This is a genomic window from Amycolatopsis sp. NPDC047767, from assembly GCF_040704195.1.
Lineage (GTDB): Bacteria > Actinomycetota > Actinomycetes > Mycobacteriales > Pseudonocardiaceae > Amycolatopsis.
On the sequence record NZ_JBEYSJ010000014.1, the window covers coordinates 26,142 to 42,858 of the forward strand.

21 protein-coding genes are annotated in these 16,717 nt (G+C 70.8%); 17 read left to right on the forward strand and 4 right to left on the reverse strand.

Annotated features, from left to right (window positions below; translation table 11 throughout):
• Nucleotides 1-23: 23 nt before the first annotated feature.
• On the forward strand, nucleotides 24-605 hold the full coding sequence (locus tag AB0878_RS24535; RefSeq protein ID WP_366582575.1) for a TetR/AcrR family transcriptional regulator: 582 nt from the start codon (nucleotides 24-26) through the stop codon (nucleotides 603-605).
• On the opposite strand, the gene AB0878_RS24540 is transcribed toward AB0878_RS24535, so the two are convergent.
• From AB0878_RS24540 to AB0878_RS24555, 4 genes are read right to left on the reverse strand one after another with little or no spacing between them, the layout of a single operon-like run.
• The gene (locus AB0878_RS24540; RefSeq protein WP_366582576.1) at nucleotides 592-1,107 is read right to left on the reverse strand and encodes a hypothetical protein; all 516 of its coding nucleotides are present in this window, start codon (nucleotides 1,105-1,107) and stop codon (nucleotides 592-594) included. The genes AB0878_RS24535 and AB0878_RS24540 overlap by 14 nt on opposite strands.
• Complete coding sequence (locus tag AB0878_RS24545) at nucleotides 1,104-2,369, reverse strand: hypothetical protein (protein WP_366582577.1); 1,266 nt, start codon at nucleotides 2,367-2,369, stop codon at nucleotides 1,104-1,106. Before AB0878_RS24545 ends, AB0878_RS24540 begins: the two co-directional genes overlap by 4 nt.
• Complete coding sequence (locus AB0878_RS24550; RefSeq protein WP_366582578.1) at nucleotides 2,366-2,689, reverse strand: type VII secretion target; 324 nt, start codon at nucleotides 2,687-2,689, stop codon at nucleotides 2,366-2,368. The genes AB0878_RS24545 and AB0878_RS24550 overlap by 4 nt, the downstream gene beginning before the upstream one ends.
• Nucleotides 2,689-3,384: a YbaB/EbfC family nucleoid-associated protein gene (locus AB0878_RS24555; protein WP_366582579.1), complete on the reverse strand. Its 696-nt coding sequence runs from the start codon at nucleotides 3,382-3,384 to the stop codon at nucleotides 2,689-2,691. Before AB0878_RS24555 ends, AB0878_RS24550 begins: the two co-directional genes overlap by 1 nt.
• Nucleotides 3,385-3,519: 135 nt before the next feature.
• On the opposite strand from AB0878_RS24555, the gene hrcA reads away from it, so the two are divergent.
• From hrcA to AB0878_RS24635, 16 genes are all read left to right on the forward strand, one after another.
• A complete protein-coding gene (hrcA, locus tag AB0878_RS24560) occupies nucleotides 3,520-4,545 on the forward strand; it encodes a heat-inducible transcriptional repressor HrcA (protein WP_366582580.1) in 1,026 nt (341 codons plus the stop codon).
• A gap of 36 nt (nucleotides 4,546-4,581) precedes the next feature.
• Entirely contained in the window at nucleotides 4,582-5,748 is a 1,167-nt protein-coding gene (gene dnaJ, locus AB0878_RS24565; protein ID WP_366582581.1) for a molecular chaperone DnaJ, read from the forward strand.
• A gap of 3 nt (nucleotides 5,749-5,751) precedes the next feature.
• Nucleotides 5,752-6,504, forward strand: coding sequence for a 16S rRNA (uracil(1498)-N(3))-methyltransferase (locus AB0878_RS24570; protein WP_366582582.1), 753 nt, complete (start codon nucleotides 5,752-5,754; stop codon nucleotides 6,502-6,504).
• A gap of 479 nt (nucleotides 6,505-6,983) precedes the next feature.
• Nucleotides 6,984-7,340, forward strand: a complete 357-nt coding sequence (locus AB0878_RS24575) for a histidine triad nucleotide-binding protein (RefSeq protein ID WP_366582583.1) — start codon at nucleotides 6,984-6,986, stop codon at nucleotides 7,338-7,340.
• 90 nt (nucleotides 7,341-7,430) lie between these two features.
• Entirely contained in the window at nucleotides 7,431-8,510 is a 1,080-nt protein-coding gene (locus tag AB0878_RS24580) for a PhoH family protein (RefSeq protein ID WP_366582584.1), read from the forward strand.
• Nucleotides 8,507-9,088 carry an rRNA maturation RNase YbeY gene (ybeY, locus tag AB0878_RS24585; protein WP_366582585.1) on the forward strand — a complete coding sequence of 194 codons (582 nt, stop codon included), beginning with the start codon at nucleotides 8,507-8,509 and terminating at the stop codon, nucleotides 9,086-9,088. Before AB0878_RS24580 ends, ybeY begins: the two co-directional genes overlap by 4 nt.
• A 9-nt stretch (nucleotides 9,089-9,097) precedes the next feature.
• Nucleotides 9,098-10,447: a CNNM domain-containing protein gene (locus AB0878_RS24590; protein ID WP_366582586.1), complete on the forward strand. Its 1,350-nt coding sequence runs from the start codon at nucleotides 9,098-9,100 to the stop codon at nucleotides 10,445-10,447.
• The gene (locus AB0878_RS24595) at nucleotides 10,440-10,775 is read left to right on the forward strand and encodes a cytidine deaminase (protein WP_366582587.1); all 336 of its coding nucleotides are present in this window, start codon (nucleotides 10,440-10,442) and stop codon (nucleotides 10,773-10,775) included. Before AB0878_RS24590 ends, AB0878_RS24595 begins: the two co-directional genes overlap by 8 nt.
• Nucleotides 10,775-11,674: a GTPase Era gene (gene era, locus AB0878_RS24600; RefSeq protein ID WP_366582588.1), complete on the forward strand. Its 900-nt coding sequence runs from the start codon at nucleotides 10,775-10,777 to the stop codon at nucleotides 11,672-11,674. The genes AB0878_RS24595 and era overlap by 1 nt, the downstream gene beginning before the upstream one ends.
• 60 nt (nucleotides 11,675-11,734) lie before the next feature.
• Entirely contained in the window at nucleotides 11,735-12,094 is a 360-nt protein-coding gene (locus AB0878_RS24605) for a CD225/dispanin family protein (RefSeq protein ID WP_366582589.1), read from the forward strand.
• On the forward strand, nucleotides 12,091-12,540 hold the full coding sequence (locus AB0878_RS24610) for a DUF2752 domain-containing protein (protein WP_366582590.1): 450 nt from the start codon (nucleotides 12,091-12,093) through the stop codon (nucleotides 12,538-12,540). Before AB0878_RS24605 ends, AB0878_RS24610 begins: the two co-directional genes overlap by 4 nt.
• A 195-nt stretch (nucleotides 12,541-12,735) precedes the next feature.
• Nucleotides 12,736-13,929, forward strand: coding sequence for an RDD family protein (locus AB0878_RS24615; RefSeq protein ID WP_366582591.1), 1,194 nt, complete (start codon nucleotides 12,736-12,738; stop codon nucleotides 13,927-13,929).
• Between the two features lie 121 nt (nucleotides 13,930-14,050).
• Nucleotides 14,051-14,509 (forward strand): CD225/dispanin family protein, encoded by a 459-nt coding sequence (locus tag AB0878_RS24620; protein WP_366582592.1) that lies wholly within the window; start codon nucleotides 14,051-14,053, stop codon nucleotides 14,507-14,509.
• 57 nt (nucleotides 14,510-14,566) lie between these two features.
• Nucleotides 14,567-15,328, forward strand: a complete 762-nt coding sequence (gene recO / locus AB0878_RS24625) for a DNA repair protein RecO (protein ID WP_285973984.1) — start codon at nucleotides 14,567-14,569, stop codon at nucleotides 15,326-15,328.
• A gap of 43 nt (nucleotides 15,329-15,371) precedes the next feature.
• On the forward strand, nucleotides 15,372-16,208 hold the full coding sequence (locus AB0878_RS24630) for an isoprenyl transferase (RefSeq protein ID WP_366582593.1): 837 nt from the start codon (nucleotides 15,372-15,374) through the stop codon (nucleotides 16,206-16,208).
• Nucleotides 16,205-16,627 (forward strand): YbjN domain-containing protein, encoded by a 423-nt coding sequence (locus AB0878_RS24635; protein WP_285973986.1) that lies wholly within the window; start codon nucleotides 16,205-16,207, stop codon nucleotides 16,625-16,627. The genes AB0878_RS24630 and AB0878_RS24635 overlap by 4 nt, the downstream gene beginning before the upstream one ends.
• Nucleotides 16,628-16,717: the final 90 nt, after the last annotated feature.

The window sequence follows — 16,717 nt, forward strand, 5'->3', positions numbered from 1 at the left end:
CGCCGGTTCCTGCGCCTGTGTCTGTGGCTGCGCCTGTGTTGCCGCCTCGCAGCGCGCGCGCCCACGCGTGCGCGCTGTCGGCGGCGCGCGACCTGCTCGCCGAGGGCGGCCTCCCGGCCGCCACGGTCGACGCGATCAGCGCCCGGTCCGGGGTGAGCAAAGCGACGTTGTACAAGCACTGGCCCAGCCGCACCGCGCTGGCCGCGGAGGCCTTCGGGCGGGAAATGGCGGACGCCATTCCCTTGCCCGACACGGGGGACCCGCGGGCCGACCTGGAGGAGCAGGTGCGCCGGGTCTCGGCGTTCTACGCCGGCCCGACGGGGGCGGTCTTCGCCCAACTGCTGGCCGCATGCGTCACGGACCCGCCCGCCGCGCCGTACTTCCGCGAGTTCTTTTTGGACGGTCGGCGGGCGGCTATATCGGTGCTGTGGAAGCGTTTGGTGGACGCAGGCCTGGCTTCCCCGTCGGTTTCGGCCGAGACGGCCACGGATATTCTGTTCGGGCCCTTGATCTTCCGCCGCCTGACGGGCCACGCACCGTTGACCGCTTCGGAGGCCAATGCGATCTCCTCGGCGGCCTTGGAGGGGCTGCTCAGGCGGGAATGACGTTGATGATCAGCTTGGTCTTCGGGTACAGGCACAGGGTGTTGTTCCGCTCGGGCTTGATCTTCTCCCACGTTTCGAGGTCGGTGTTGTAAGTCTTTCCCCCAACCCGGACCTCACACCGTTGCATCGTGCGGGTGGTGCCCGCTTCGAACCGCAGCCCGATCGGGTAGGCGTCCGTGATCGGTGATCTGCCGAAGTCGTGGGTCCACCCGGTGACCACGACCAGCGGCTTGTGCAGGTCGCGGTAGCGGCGCGCGCAGAACGCCAGGCACACGACGGCGAGCACCACGAGGAAGGGCAACGCGCCGAACGACGCGGCCCTGTTCGGGCCTTCGAACACGTCCGTGGTCGTCGGCACGACCACGCAGAACACGGTGGTGAGCACGCCGACGGTCAGGGAGAGCCAGAACGCGAAGTCGAGGACCCGATGACGCTGAGACGGGTGGAGCCGCCCGGCGAGATTGGCCGCTGCGACTTCGGCCGGGCTGACCGGAGTGGTCACTCGCCGTCGCCTTCGATCGTGCCTTCTCCTCCGCCTTCGCCGCCCTCACCTTTGTGCTCGTTCTCGTAGGCCTCGGAGGCCTCCTTGGAGCGGTCGCGCTGTTCGTTTTCCTGTCGGCGAGCTTCTTCGCCCGCACCGAGCGTGTCGGTCGGCGTCCACTTCGGCACTTCGCCGCCGGCTTTCTCCCACTCCTCGGGGTTGAGGAAGCTGCGACCGGGCTCGGTGAACGGCTTGACTTTGGTGTCGAGGAAATCGTGGCCGGGCACCTTCTCCGACGAGCCGTCCTTCCAGCCTTCGGCCTTCTCCTTGACCTTCGCGGCCTTCTCGGCGTCGGTGAGTTTGTCCCAGGACGCGCCGGTCTCCTTGAGGTTGTTGGCCTTCTTCTCGATGCTCACGGCGGCGTCGAGGCTCTTGTCGGAGACTTTGCCCGCGGTCTTGCCGAGCTTGTCGAGGATCTTGGCTGCTTCCTCGATGGCGCCCTTCGCCTTGCCGGCGCTCTGGGCCAGCTTGTCGAGCTTCTCCACGACCTGCGCGATGCGGGTGCTGATCTTCTCCGCGAGGATGCCGCCTTCGACGACCGCGTCCGCGATGAAGGCCGCGATGGTGCCGCCGAAGGTGAACCAGGAGGAGGCGAGCGCGGCGAGCGCCTTGATGATCAGGTTGCCGATGAACGACGAGATCATGTCCCGGATCAAGCCGCGTTCGGTGCCCACCAGTGCGCCGGCGACGTTCATCGCCACCGACGCCGCCTGTGCCTGCCCCGCCGCGCCGCGCAGCGTGGCGACGTAGCCCTTGGCCATGTTCTGGTATGCCTGGCCACCCGCGCTCTGGAACTCCGGGGCCACGTTGGCCGCGGCCTGCTCGTACTGTCCGGCGCTGGTCGTGAGCTGCTTCGAGACGTTGGTCCAGGTCACCGCCTTGGCTGTGATTTCCTCGGGGTTGCCCGCCAGCTGGTCGAGGAAGTCCTTCAGGAAGCTGATGTGCTCGATGAGCCAGCCGACGCCGGCGGCCGCCAGCGTGCCGAGCGGGTCGATGAGCGCGCCCAGGATGTCGAGACCGTCGGTGACCGCGTCGACACCCACGTTGAACCAGTCATGGTTGCGGATGTCGGTGAGCGTGGACGCGGCGTCGTTCAGTGCGCCGCTGCCGGCCGTCTGCGGGTTGAGGTTGTCGAGCTCGTTCTTCGACGTCCCCATGTTCGACCACAACCCGCTCGAGGGCTCCGCGGTCGCGACCAGCGGGTTCTCCTGCGTCTCGGTCATTCCGGGAGCTCCTTGCCGAACGAGTTGACCCTGTCCTTCGTGCCCTGTTCGTTCGCGTCGTAGTGGTCGTGGGCCTGCTGGAGCTTGTCGGCGATGTCGTCGGCGGACGACGCGACCTTGTCGATGAAGCTGCTCGCCACGCTCAAGTACAGCTGGAGGGGAGCGGCGAAGACCTGTCCGACGATGCCGAACGAGTCGTCCATGAACGCCTGCGCGGACCCGGTCGCGTCCGCGGCCGTCTTCACGCCCGCCCCGATGTCCTGCACCTCACCCTTGTGGGTCTGCAGCGCCGTGAGGTTCACCTGCTGTGTGCCGGCCATCAGTAGCCCCTCCCCAGGATCGAGCCGCCGTTGTAGTAGTCGTCGTCATCGGAGTTGTCGGCCGGGGGGCGGGCCGGGCGCGCGGGGCGTGCGGGCGGGGCCGGCGGAGCAGGCGGACGCATCCCCGGAGCAGGCGGCGCCGGTGGCCGCATCCCCGGAGCAGGCGGAGGAGGCACCGACCCGTCCTCGTCGCGGTTGAAGAATTGTCGCGTGTCGCCCGGACCCGAGGCCGGGGGCTGTTCCTCGGGCACTTCCGGAGTCGGAATCTGCTCGTCGAGGAATTTCATCGCGTCGCTGTTTTCGCCGATGAGCGGGGCCATGATGGCGTGCAGCTGCTGGGCCGCCTGGGCCTGCGCGCGGTGTGCGGTGGCGACGACGGCGGCGGCGAGCGCGCTGCGGCTGATCTCGTCGGCGCGGGGGCCGAAGCTGAGCTGTTGCAGGGCTCCGCTGGTGTTCACGGTGACGGTCACCGCGCCGTCGTTGCTCGTCGCCGTGGCGGCGACGCGCTTGAGGCGCTCCTGGGCCTCCGCGGCTCGCTGTCCGATTTCGGCGATTTCGGGTGCGCGCCCGTTATTGTCCACGACTGCCCTCGGCTCTTGGGGATTCACCACGTTCTTCTGAGGCAGCAAACCGGTTAACGGTTCCCCTAGCAAGCGAAGATTTGATATGTCCGGTTCGCCGTTATTAATGGCCATTTGCCATTCTTTTACCTTCGCCCGGCCGCCGCCCGCGGGCGGCCGAGACACCACCGTGTCCGCCGGGTTGAGCGCCGGGCACTCAGGCTTCCGTAAACTCGTTGTGAGTAGCGGGTCGAAAGCAGGGAGGTGCCGGTGGCGAACACGGACGAGCGTCGCTTCGAGGTGCTGCGCGCGATCGTGGCCGACTACGTCTCGAACCAGGAGCCGGTGGGTTCCAAGACGATCGTCGAGCGGCACAACCTGGGCGTTTCGAGCGCGACGGTGCGCAACGACATGGCCGCGCTCGAGGAAGAGGGGTACATCACCCAGCCGCACACCAGCGCGGGGCGGATCCCCACGGACAAGGGCTACCGGCTGTTCGTGGACAAGCTCTCGGAGATCAAGCCGCTCTCGGCGGCCGAGCGGCGGGCGATCACGTCGTTCCTCGACTCGGGCACCGACCTCGACGACGTGCTGCGCCGGTCGGTGCGGCTGCTCGCGCAGCTGACCCGGCAGGTCGCGGTGGTGCAGTACCCGATGCTGACCAACGCGGCGGTGCGCCACCTCGAAGTGGTCCCGCTCACGCCGGCGCGGCTGATGCTGGTGCTCATCACCGACTCGGGCCGGGTCGACCAGCGTACGGTCGACCTCGGCGACGTGCTCACCGAGGAGAACGTGCTGCGCCTGCGGACCGTGCTCAACGGCGCGCTCGCCGGGCGCCGCCTGGTCGAAGCCGCCGCACGCGTGGCCGAGCTGCCCGAGGTGGCGCCGAGCGAGCTGCGCGACAGCCTCACCCGCATCTGCACGGTGCTGGTCGAGTCGCTGGTCGAGCACCCGGAGGAACGCCTGGTGCTCGGCGGCACGGCCAACCTCACCCGCAACGTCGCCGACTTCCCGGGCTCGCTGCGGCAGGTCCTCGAAGCGCTCGAGGAGCAGGTGGTCGTGCTCAAGCTGCTGGCCGCGGCTCGCAACCCCGGTGCGGTGACGGTCCTCATCGGCGAGGAAAATGAAGATGAGCAGATGCGCAGCACCTCGGTCGTGTCGATCGGCTACGGCCGGGACGACATGCTGCTGGGAGGAATGGGCATCGTCGGACCCACCCGGATGGACTACCCGGGCACCATCGCGGCCGTCCGCGCGGTGGCCAACTACGTGGGGCAGATCCTGTCCGGCCGCTGACGGCCCGGGCAGAGCAGAAGGAGAAGGCAGAAAAACGTGGCGAGGGACTACTACGGGATCCTCGGGGTGGCCAAGAACGCGTCGGATCAGGAGATCAAGCGCGCGTACCGCAAGCTGGCCCGTGAGCTGCACCCCGACGTGAACCCGTCGGAGGACGCGCAGCACAAGTTCGGCGAGGTGACCACCGCCTACGAGGTGCTCTCCGACCCGCAGAAGCGCAAGATCGTCGACCTCGGCGGCGACCCGATGGACTCGGGCGCGCGCGGCGGCGGTGGCGGCGACCCGTTCGCCGGCTTCGGCGGGCTGGGCGACATCATGGACGCGTTCTTCGGCGCGGCCGGCGGTGGCGGCGGAGGACGTGGCCGGGGGCCGCGCAGCCGCGTGCAGCCGGGCTCCGACGCGCTGATCCGCCTCGCGCTCACGCTCGAGGAGTGCGCCACCGGCGCCGACCGCGAGATCACCGTCGACACGGCCGTGGTCTGCGACCTGTGCCGCGGCGCGGGCACCGCGGAGGGCACCACCACCAAGACCTGCGACACCTGCGGCGGCGCCGGCGAGGTGCAGTCGGTGCAGCGCTCGTTCCTCGGCCAGGTCGTCACGGCCCGCCCGTGCCCGGTCTGCCGCGGCTTCGGCGAGGTCATCCCCGACCCGTGCCGCCAGTGCGGCGGCGACGGGCGCATCCGCGCGCGCCGCAACGTCACGGCGAAGATCCCGCCGGGCGTCGGCGACGGCATGCGCATCCGGCTCTCCGGCCAGGGCGAGGTCGGCCCCGGCGGCGGCCCCGCGGGCGACCTCTACGTGGAGATCGACGAGCTGCCCCACGAGGTCTTCGTGCGCGAGGGCAACGAGCTGCACTGCAACTTCCGCATCCCGATGACCACGGCGGCGCTCGGCGCGACCGTGCCGATCAGCACGCTCGTCGACGGCGACTACGAGCTCGACGTCGAACCCGGCACCCAGCCCAACACCGAGCTCGTGCTCACGGGCAAGGGCATGCCGCGGCTGCGCTCGTCCGGGCGCGTCGACGGCCGCGGCGACCTCCACGTGCACATCGACGTGGTGGTGCCGACCAAGCTCGACGAAGCCCAGCGCGACCTGCTCGTGGAGCTGGCCCAGCAGCGCGGCGAAGAGGTGCCGACGCTGGCGGCCAACGGCAGCAAGCACGGCGGCCTGTTCTCCAAGCTGCGCACGAAGCACCGCTGACCCGTGCCCGACACCACGCTGCCGGTCTTCCTCGCCACCGCCGTACCCGACCGGGGTTCGGCCGTGCTCGACGGCGAGGAAGCCCGGCACGCCGCCACCGTGCGCCGGCTGCGCGTGGGGGAGCAGCTCGTGCTCTCCGACGGCGCCGGCGCCATGGCCCGCTGCGTCGTCGACGCGGTGCAGACCGGGCGAGACGCGTTCCTCACCCTGACGGTCGTCGAACGCTGGGACGAGGAACCGCCTGCGCTGCGCGTCCACGTCGCGCAGGCGCTGGCCAAAGGCGACCGCGGTGAGCTGGCCGTGGAGCTCGCCACCGAGGCCGGCGCCGACGCGATCGTGCCGTGGCGCGCCACCCGCAGCGTCGCGAAGTGGGAAGACGGCACGCGCGGCGACAAGGCGCTGGCCCGCTGGCGCGCGACCGCCCGCGCCGCCGCCAAACAAGCTCGTCGCGCCCACGTGCCCGAGGTGATCGAGCCCGTCGGCACCCGCGAGCTCGCCCAGCTGGCCGCCACGATGTCCCGCACGCTCGTGCTGGAGTCGGGCGTGACCAGCCGCCTCACCGAAATCAGCCTCCCGGACACCGGCGACATCCTGCTCGTCGTCGGCCCCGAAGGCGGCATCACCGACGACGAGCTGGCCACGCTCGAAGCCGCCGGCGCCACCACCGTCCGCCTCGGCCCGACCGTGCTGCGCACCTCCACCGCGGCCGCCGTCGCCCTCGGCGCCCTCGGCGCGCTGACCGGCCGCTGGGCCTGACCAACGGACACCGCCACCGGACACGTTGCGGGCCCATTTTGCGGCGAGTCATGGCGCGATCACGCTCCGAGCAGCTACGCTCGTCACCAACGCGCAAGACGTTTCGGCGCGCCACTGGGTGGGTAACCCCTGGTGGCGCGTACCCGAAACCGCGTACGTCACAAGCTCCGCCGGGCACCTCCCCCCTCGGTCCGGCGGCGCCGCGGCGGCGCGGTGGGCCGACCCCCAGGGCCCACCGCCCCCGCGGCATCTCCTCGTCGTTGGCTGTCGTCGACGATCCTTCGGATCGGCTTCGCCGTCCGAGGAGATGCGTATTGTCCGGGGGCCGAGCCCCCGGAACCCCCACGGTGCGGTGGTTGCCAAGGGGGTCGAGCCGCCGGAGCCCCGAGGTGCGGTGGTTGCCGAGGGGGTCGAGCCGCCGGAGCCCCTGCGGTGCGGTGGGCGCCGATCATGGCGGGGCGGGTTTGTAGGGTGGGCGCATGAGTGATGCGGAGACGTTGTTCGAGCGGATCATCGCGGGGGAGATCCCGGCGGATGTGGTGTACGAGGACGACCGGACGTTCGCGTTCCGCGATATCAATCCGCAGGCCAAGGTGCACGTGCTGGTGGTGCCGAAGAAGCGCTACCGCAACGTGGGCGAGCTGGCCGCTTCGGATCCGGAGCTGCTGAGCGCCGTGGTGCTGAGCGCCCGCAAGGTGGCCGAGCTCGAGGGCATCGTGGAGTCCGGGTACCGCGTGGTGTTCAACACCGACGGCGACGCGGGACAGACCGTCTTCCACGTCCACGCGCACGTGCTGGGCGGCGAGCAGCTCGGGTTGTTCGGGCGCCACGCCTAAACCGACCTGCGGTGGGCAGTCGCGAGCAAGTAGCATCGGCAACGTCAGAAGTCCGTCAGGCGAAGCAGCAGAAAGCAGGCCAGAGGCCACGTGGCCGGAACCGCACAGGGTGGAGCCGCCCGACCCGACGCCACCGCCGGCAAGGCGGCGCAGTCGAAGAACGAGGACGCCACCCCCGTGGCCCAGTCCCGCTTCCCCATCCCCGAAGCCGCCGTCCTGAGCCTGCTCGGCTCGCGTGACGAGAACCTGCGCGTCGCCGAGGAGCTCCTCGCCGCCGACGTGCACGTCCGCGGCAACGAAGTGACCCTCACCGGCGCGCCCGCCGACGTGGCGTTCGCCGAACGCGTCTTCACCGACCTCGTGCAGCTCGCCACCGGCGGCCAGCAGGTCGGCCCCGACACGGTGCGCCGCACCGTCGGCATGCTGTCCTCCGGCGACGCGTCCCCGGCCGAGGTCCTGAGCCTCAACATCGTCTCCCGCCGCGGCAAGACGATCCGGCCCAAGACGCTCAACCAGAAGCGCTACGTCGACGCCATCGACAAGCACACCATCGTCTTCGGCATCGGCCCCGCCGGTACCGGCAAGACGTACCTCGCCATGGCGAAGGCCGTGCAGGCGCTGCAGGCCAAGCAGGTCACGCGCATCGTGCTGACCCGTCCCGCCGTCGAGGCGGGCGAGCGGCTCGGCTACCTGCCCGGCACGCTCAACGAGAAGATCGACCCGTACCTGCGCCCGCTCTACGACGCGCTGCACGACATGGTCGAGCCCGAGTCGATCCCGCGCCTCATGCAGGCCGGCACGATCGAGATCGCGCCGCTCGCGTACATGCGCGGCCGCACGCTGAACGACGCCTTCATCATCCTCGACGAGGCCCAGAACACCACGCCCGAGCAGATGAAGATGTTCCTCACGCGCCTCGGCTTCGGCTCGAAAATCGTGGTCACCGGTGACATCACGCAGGTCGACCTGCCCAACGGCCAGAAGAGCGGCCTGCGCGTGGTCCGCGACATCCTCGACGGTGTCAACGACCTCCACTTCGCCGAGCTGACCAGCCAGGACGTGGTGCGCCACCGGCTCGTCGGCGACATCGTCGACGCGTACGAGAAGTGGCAGGCCGTGCAGGACGCCCAGGACCAGCAGCAGGGCGGCTGGAAGGGCAACCGCCGATGAGCATCGAGATCGCCAACGAGTCGGGCGTCGACGTCGACGAGGCGTCGATCGTCTCGGCCGCGCGCTACGCGCTCGACAAGATGGAGGTCAGCCCGCTCGCCGAGCTGTCCATCCTGCTCGTCACGCTCGAAGTCATGGAAGACCTGCACGAACGCTGGATGGACCTGCCCGGGCCCACCGACGTGATGGCCTTCCCGATGGACGAGCTCGACTCGTCGCGCCGCCCCGACGCGCCCGACGCGTCGCCGGCGCTGCTGGGCGACATCGTGCTGTGCCCGGCGTTCGCGAAGGACCAGGCGAAGACCGCGGGCCACGCGCTGATCGACGAGCTGCACCTGCTCACCGTCCACGGCGTGCTGCACCTGCTCGGCTACGACCACGCCGAGCCGGCCGAGGAACGCGAGATGTTCGGCCTGCAGAAGCGCATCCTGACGGAATTCCAGTCGGCCGTGGCCGAGCTGAACCGGAAGAACGCGCAGCGCAACGCCGACGACCGCGTGCTCGGCATCGCGGGCTTGGACACGCCGGACGTGGCGACGACCCCGACCGCGGCGAAACCGGCCGAGGAAACCCCCTAGGCAGCGATCATGGGCAGTCCCACGGCACAGCTGGTCGTCGCGGTGGCGCTCGTGCTGCTGGCGGGGGTGTTCGCGGCCGCCGACGCGGCCGTCAGCACCGTTTCGCAGGCCCGCACCGAAGGGCTCGTGCGCATCGGCCGGGCCGGTGCGCGCCAGCTCGCCGCCGTCGTCGCCGAACGCCGCCGCCACATCAACCTGCTCCTGCTGCTGCGCCTCGGCTGCGAGCTCACGGCCACGGTCCTGGTCACCGTGTCGTTCCTCGCCTGGTTCGGCAAGCTGTGGCTCGCCGTGCTCGTCTCCGCCGTGGTGATGGTGGTGGTGAGCTACGTGCTCATCGGCGTCGGGCCGCGCACCATCGGCCGCCAGCACCCCTACCGCGTCGGCACGATCGTCGCCGGGCCCGTGCGCGTCCTCGGCTCGATCCTCGGCCCGCTCTCGCGGCTGCTGATCGTGATCGGTAACGCGATCACCCCCGGCCAGGGCTTCCGCGAAGGCCCGTTCACCTCCGAAGTCGAGCTGCGCGAGCTGGTCGACCTCGCGCAGGAACGCGGCGTGGTCGAGGACTCCGAGCGCGAGATGATCCACTCGGTGTTCGAGCTGGGCGACACGATCGCGCGCGAGGTGATGGTGCCGCGCACCGAGATCGTGTGGATCGAGCGCACCAAGACCGTGCGCCAGGCGCTCGCGCTCGCCCTGCGCACCGGCTTCACGCGCGTACCGGTGATCGACGAGTCCGTGGACGACATCGTCGGCGTGGTGAACATCAAGGACCTGATGCCGGCGTACATGGACCCGGACGGCCCGAGCACGGTCGTGGACCAGGTCATGAACCCGGCGAGCTACGTGCCCGACTCCAAGCGGCTCGACGAGCTGCTCAAGGAGATGCAGCGCACGCACAACCACATGGCCATCGCGGTCGACGAGTACGGCGGCACCGCGGGCCTGCTGACCATCGAGGACATCCTCGAGGAGATCGTCGGCGAGATCACCGACGAGTCCGACACCGACGAGCGGCCCGACGTCGAGGAGCTCGAGGGCGGCGCGGTGCGCGTGTCGTCCCGGTTGAGCGTCGACGACCTCGGTGAGCTCTTCGGCATCGACCTCGAGGACCACGACGTGGAGACCGTGGGCGGGCTGCTCGCGGAGCGACTGGGTAGGGTCCCTCTTCCGGGGGCCGAAGCCGAGGTCGCCGGCCTTCGGCTGTTCGCCGAAGGGGGCAAGGACCGCCGTGGCCGCATGCGGATCACGTCGGTCGTCGTCCACCCGGCCGACGCGGACGCCGTGACCGAGTCCGGCACGCGCCGGCGCACCCGGGTGCCCCAGCCCGAAGAACGCGACAGGAGAGTCGAACATGCCTGACCTCGACGCCGAGGACCAGAAGCTCGTCACGCTGGCCCGGTCGGCACGCGCCCGCGTCGGCGCCGAGGAGGGCGCGGCCGTGCGCGACACCGACGGCCGGACGTACACCGCGGTGACCGTCGACCAGCCCTCCTTCAAGCTCACGGCCGTGCAGGCCGCCGTCGCGGCCGCGCTGTCGAGCGGCGCCGAAGGGCTCGAGGCGGCGGCCGTGGTGACGGGCGACGCGCTGGTGCAGGAGGCGTCGGTGCAGGCGGTCCGCGACGTCGCGAAGACCGCGCCGATCATCCTGGCCGACCCGAAGGGCGACGTCGTCGAGGTGCTGCGCTGATGGCCGGCGCGCACCGCTCCGGCTTCGCCTGCTTCGTCGGCCGTCCCAACGCGGGCAAGTCGACGCTCACGAACGCGCTCGTCGGCTCGAAGGTCGCCATCACCTCCAGCAAGCCGCAGACGACCCGGCACGCGATCCGCGGCATCGTGCACCGCGAGGACGCGCAGCTGGTCATCATCGACACGCCCGGCCTGCACCGCCCGCGCACGCTGCTCGGGCAGCGGCTCAACGACGTGGTGCACGAGACGTGGTCCGAAGTGGACGTCGTCGGGTTCTGCGTGCCCGCCAACGAAAAGATCGGCCCCGGGGACAAGTTCATCGCCGCCGAGCTGACGAAGATCGCCCGGCGCACGCCGGTGATCGGCGTGGTGACCAAGACCGACCTGGTGAAGCCCGAGCAGGTGGCCGAGCAGCTGCTGGCGCTGCAGGGCGTGATGGAGTTCGCCGACCTCGTGCCGGTGTCCGCTGTGGACGGTTTCCAGGTGCAGACCGTGGCCGACCTGCTCGTGGCGCGGCTGCCGGAAGGCCCGCAGCTCTACCCGGGCGGCGAGCTCACCGACGAGCCCGAGATGACGCTCGTGGCCGAACTGATCCGCGAGGCGGCACTCGAAGGCGTGCGTGACGAGCTGCCGCACTCCATCGCCGTGACGGTGGAGGAGATGCTGCCGCGCGAAGGCCGCGACGACCTCGTGGACGTGCACGCGTTCCTGTACGTGGAGCGGCCCAGCCAGAAGGGCATCATCCTCGGGCACAAGGGTGAACGCCTGCGTGAGGTCGGAGCCGCGGCGCGCAAGCAGATCGAGGGCCTGCTGGGCTCGAAGGTGTACCTCGACCTGCACATCAAGGTGGCCAAGGACTGGCAGCGCGACCCGAAGCAGCTGCGCCGTCTCGGCTTTTGACGCCGCGCTGCGGGCGGTAGCGTCAGTACCCTCGCCCACGACCGACAGCAGGGGGACGCGATGACCGGCCCGTACCCGCCACCCGGCGGGCCGTACCCGCCGCCTCCCGGCGGCCCGTACTACTACGGCGGCCCACAGCCGAACTTCCCGCCGCCGCCGGACAACCGGCTCGTGTGGGGCATCCTCACCACGATCTTCTGCTGCCTGCCGCTCGGGATCGTGTCCATCGTGAAGGCCAACGAGGTCAACTCCCTGTGGTACCAGGGCCGCTTCGCCGAAGCGCAGCACGCCGCGGACCAGGCGGGGAAGTGGGCCATGTGGTCGGCGCTGGCGATTCCGATCGGCATCGTGGCGTACCTGCTGGTGGTGCTGTTCGTGTTCCTGATCGCGGGGACGTCCGCCGGGTTCTGGTCGTCGTGAGCACCGTCTACACGGGAATCCCGGCGCGGGGCGCGCGAGCCACGGCGCGGGCGCTGGCGGGCCCGGCGGCCGTGGTCGCGGGCCTCGGCGTGTGCTGCGCGGCGGTGTGGTTCGGCGATCCGACGACGCCGGGCGGGCCGTTGCCGGTGTGCCCCACCAAGTTCCTCTTCGGCATCGACTGCCCCGGCTGCGGCGGCATGCGGATGGCCTACAGCCTCATGCACGGCGACCTCGCCGGCGCCGTGCACTACAACGCGGTGGCGCTCGTGTTCGTGGCGCTGTTCGCGTGGAGCGGTGTCGCGTGGACCGTCGGGCGGCTGCGCGGACGGGCGGTCCGGTCGTGGCTGCACTGGCGCCGCACGCCGCTCGTGGTGGCGGTGGTGTTCGCGATCTGGTTCGTGGTGCGGAACCTGCCGTTCGCGCCGTTCACCGGTTTGTCGGTCTGAGTTTCCCTGCCGCCGGAACCGTCTTCGCTTCCCGTTCGTCGTACGGGTTTCCGGCCGCCACCCGGTGCGGGCGCCTACCTGGGCCGACCTCGTCCGGACCAGGTACGCTCCCGCGCACCGGCCCGTCCTCATCGGACTCGGCCGGTTCTCGCGTGCCACCGCACGCGGGTCAGGACGAGCGAGGGGGAGAACACGATGACCGATCCCTACGGCCGGCCCATGGGGCAGCCGCAGGGCCAGCCGCCCTTCGGACAACCGCAAGGGCAGCAGCCGTTCGGAGCACCCGGCGGCTTCGGCCAGCAACCGCCTTCGGGCGGGTTCCCCCAGCAGCCCGGCGGTTTCGGGCAACAGCCCGGTTTCGGGCAGCCGGGTCAGGCGCAGCCGGGCTTCGGCCAGCCGGACGCGCAGGGCCAGCCGGGCTTCGGACAGCCCGGGTTCGGTCAGCCGCCCGCCGGTGGTTTCGGCCAGCCGCCCGCGTTCGGGCAGCCCGGCGGGTTCGGCCAGCCGAACCCGTACGGCCCGCCCGGCGGCGCCTACGCGAACTGGGGCCAGCGCGCCGGCGCCTACCTGATCGACTTCGGGCCGTTCCTCGCCGCGATCATCATCGCCCTGCTCGTCTCGATCGCGTCGTGGAGCGCCGGGGCGATCATCTACGGGCTCGCGATCTTCGGGAACATCGGCTGGCAGATCTACAACCGCTGGATCACGGCCGGGAACACCGGGCAGTCGCTCGGCAAGCGCGTCGTCGGCATCAAGCTCGTCAGCGAGGCCACCGGGCAGCCGATCGGCGCCGGCATGGCCTTCCTGCGCGACCTCGCGCACGTCCTCGACGGCTTCCTCTGCTCGCTCGGTTACCTGTGGCCGCTGTGGGACGCCAAGTCCCAGACGTTCTCCGACAAGATCGTCGGCACGATCGTGGTGCCCGCCGACACCGCGCCCGCGGGCCAGGCGGGGCAGCCGGGCTTCGGCCAGCAGCAGCCCTTCGGCGGCGGGTTCCCGCCCGCCGGGCAGCAGCCGGGCGGGTTCGGGCAGCAGCCCGCCGGCTTCGGCGCGCAGCCCGGGTTCGGGCAGCCGGGCCAGCCGGCCGCCGGCGGTTTTGGCCAGCCGGGTCAGGCGCCGTCGGGCGGCTTCGGCCAGCCGGGCGCCCCGGCCAGTGGCGGGTTCGCGCAGCCGGGCGCCGAGTCGCCGGGCGCGACCGCGTTCGAGCAGGCCGAGCCCACGCAGATGCTCAAGCCGGGCGGCGCCGCCGAGCCCGAGAGCGGCGCGTTCGACGGAGCCGAGCGCACGCAGATGCTGCAGCCGGGTGCGCCGGTCGCGGAAGCGCCCGCGCAGCCCGAAGAGACGCAGAAGATCCAGCCGGGCGAGTTCGGCCGGCCGCCGCAGCACTGACGCGCGAAGCCGCCGCACCGATCGACGGCGCCGAGTCGCGCCTTCGATCGGGCAGTGGTGCGGACCAAGACCCGCGGCGGGGGGAGCTCGCCGGAAGCACGAGAAGTTTGGGGAACCAGTCATGACCAATCCGTACGGTCAGCCGCAGCCGCCCTACGGTCAGCAGCCGTATGGCACGCCGTCCGGCCCGATGCCGACGCCGTATGGCCAGTACGGCCAGCAGGGCCAGTTCGGGCAGCAGGCGCCGTTCGGGCAGCCCGGCTACGGCCCCGGCATGGGGATGCCGCCGGGTGGCGACATCAACGCCATCAAGGAGTACAAGGGCTGGGCGATCGGCTGCATCTTCCTGATGTGGATCCTCGCGATCTTCGCGATCATGAAGTCCAACGAGGTCCGCACCTTCAAGATGCAGGGCAACTACGCGATGGCCCAGCAGGCGTCGCAGACCACGAAGACGCTGTGCCTGATCGCCACGATCATCGGCGGCATCGGCTACGCCCTCGCGATCACGTTCCTCATCATCGGGATCGTCGCGGCGACCACGGTCACCACGTACTGCACCGGCTACTACGGCTGCTGACGCGCCCAACCAGGGTGTCACCGCCCCGGCATCGCCCGGAAGTGGGACGATGTCGGGGTGGTGAACCTCTACCGCGACACCGGAGTGGTGCTGCGCACGCACAAGCTGGGTGAGGCCGACCGGATCGTCACCCTGCTGACCCGCCGGCACGGGAAGGTCCGTGCCGTGGCCAAGGGCGTGCGCCGCACCTCGTCGCGGTTCGGGGCCCGGCTGGAGCCCTTCGGGCACGTGGACGTGCAGTTCTACACCGGCCGCACCCTCGATGTGATCACCCAGGTCGAGACCGTGGACGCGTTCGCGCTGCCGCTGGTCGCCGACTACCAGCGCTACACCGCGGCCAGCGCGATCGCGGAGACGGCCGACCGGCTCTCGGCCGAAGAGGGTGAGCCGGTCCTCAAGCTGTACCTGCTGGTCGTGGGCGCGTTGCGTGCGCTCGCGGGTGGCGAACGCGACGCCTCCCTCGTCCTCGACGCGTTCTTCCTGCGGGCCATGGCCTACGCCGGCTGGGCGCCCGCCATCACCGAGTGCGCCCGCTGTGGCCTGCCCGGCCCGCACGCCGCGTTCAACGTGGCCGCCGGCGGCTCGATGTGCCCGGACTGCCGCATCGCGGGTTCCGTGCACCCCGCGCCCGAGGTGCTCACCCTGCTCGAGGCCCTCCTGCACGGCGAATGGCCGGTGGCGGAGGCCTCGCACGGCGTGACCCGACGGGACGCGTCGGGCCTGGTGGCGGCCCACCTGCAGTGGCACCTCGAACGCCAGCTGCGTTCGCTTCCGCTGGTCGAAAGGCGTGCCCGGGAGACCGTGACACCGGCCAAGTAGGGTCTTGCGCGTAGGAAATTTTCACTCTTCCAGGAGGCGCGAAGTGCTGCGCAGGGGACGCGAGGTCCGGGCGTCGGGGTACGAGCTGCGGGCACCGGATCCGCACCCGTCGGGAGCCAGGCCGCCGGAGATCCCGAAGGATCTCGTGCCGAAGCACGTGGCGCTGGTGATGGACGGCAACGGGCGCTGGGCCAACCAGCGGGGCCTGCCCCGCATCGAGGGCCACAAGCGCGGCGAGGCCGTGATGATCGACGTGGCCAGCGGCGCCGTCGAGCTCGGGGTGAAGTGGCTTTCGGTCTACGCGTTCTCCACGGAGAACTGGAAGCGCAGCCCGGAGGAGGTCCGCTTCCTCATGGGCTTCAACCGCGACACCATCCGCCGCCAGGTCGACTACCTGGGCTCGATCGGCGTGCGCATCCGCTGGGCGGGGCGCCGGCCGAAGCTGTGGGCCAGCGTGATCAAGGAACTGCAGGTCGCGGAAGAGAAGACCAAGAACAACACCAAGCTCAACATGACGATGTGCGTCAACTACGGCGGCCGCGCCGAGCTGGGCGACGCGATGCGCCGGATCGCGCAGGACGTGGTGGACGGCAAGGTCAAGGCCGACAAGATCGACGAGCGCACCATCGCGAAGTACCTGTACCAGCCCGACATGCCCGACGTGGACCTGTTCCTGCGGCCCTCGGGCGAGCAGCGGACGTCGAACTTCATGCTGTGGCAGTCGGCGTACGCGGAGATGGTCTTCCAGGACACGCTCTTCCCCGACTTCGACCGCACGCACCTGTGGAACGCCTGCCTCGAGTTCGCCAAGCGCGACCGCCGGTTCGGTGCCGCGGTCGACCAGGCGGAAGCCGAGCGCGCGGCCGGGGAAGCGTCGTGAGCACCTCCGAGGCGGCCGACACGGCCGCGCTGCTCGCGCTCGCGCGCGAGGCCCTGGAGCGCTACCTCGACGTGCACGTGGACGACGACGGTGCGATCACCTTCCGCCACGCCGAGGTCCCGTGCGTCATCCAGGCCACGCGCCTGGCCGACGGGCTCACGGTGCTGAGCCTGACCTGCGTGGTCGCCTGGGACCTGCCGGACAACCCGGCGATCGCCGTCGCCGTGGCCGAACGCGCGGGGCAGGGCCTGTTCGGCACGCTCGGTGTGGGCCACACCGACAGCGGGGTCGACGTGACCCTGCGCTACGCGTTCCCGGCCGAGGGCATGGATCCGTCGGCGCTGGGCACGTTGCTGATGCTCGTGGTCTCCACCGCGTCGCAGCTGCGGACGGAACTGCCGGGGCTGGGCCAGGACTGACGTTTTCGCGCCCGGCTTGTCCGGTTGGCGGGCGCGCGAACGGCGGATTCGGGCCGAAAACGGTCCGAGCGGTCCCGTCGCGCTGTGTCC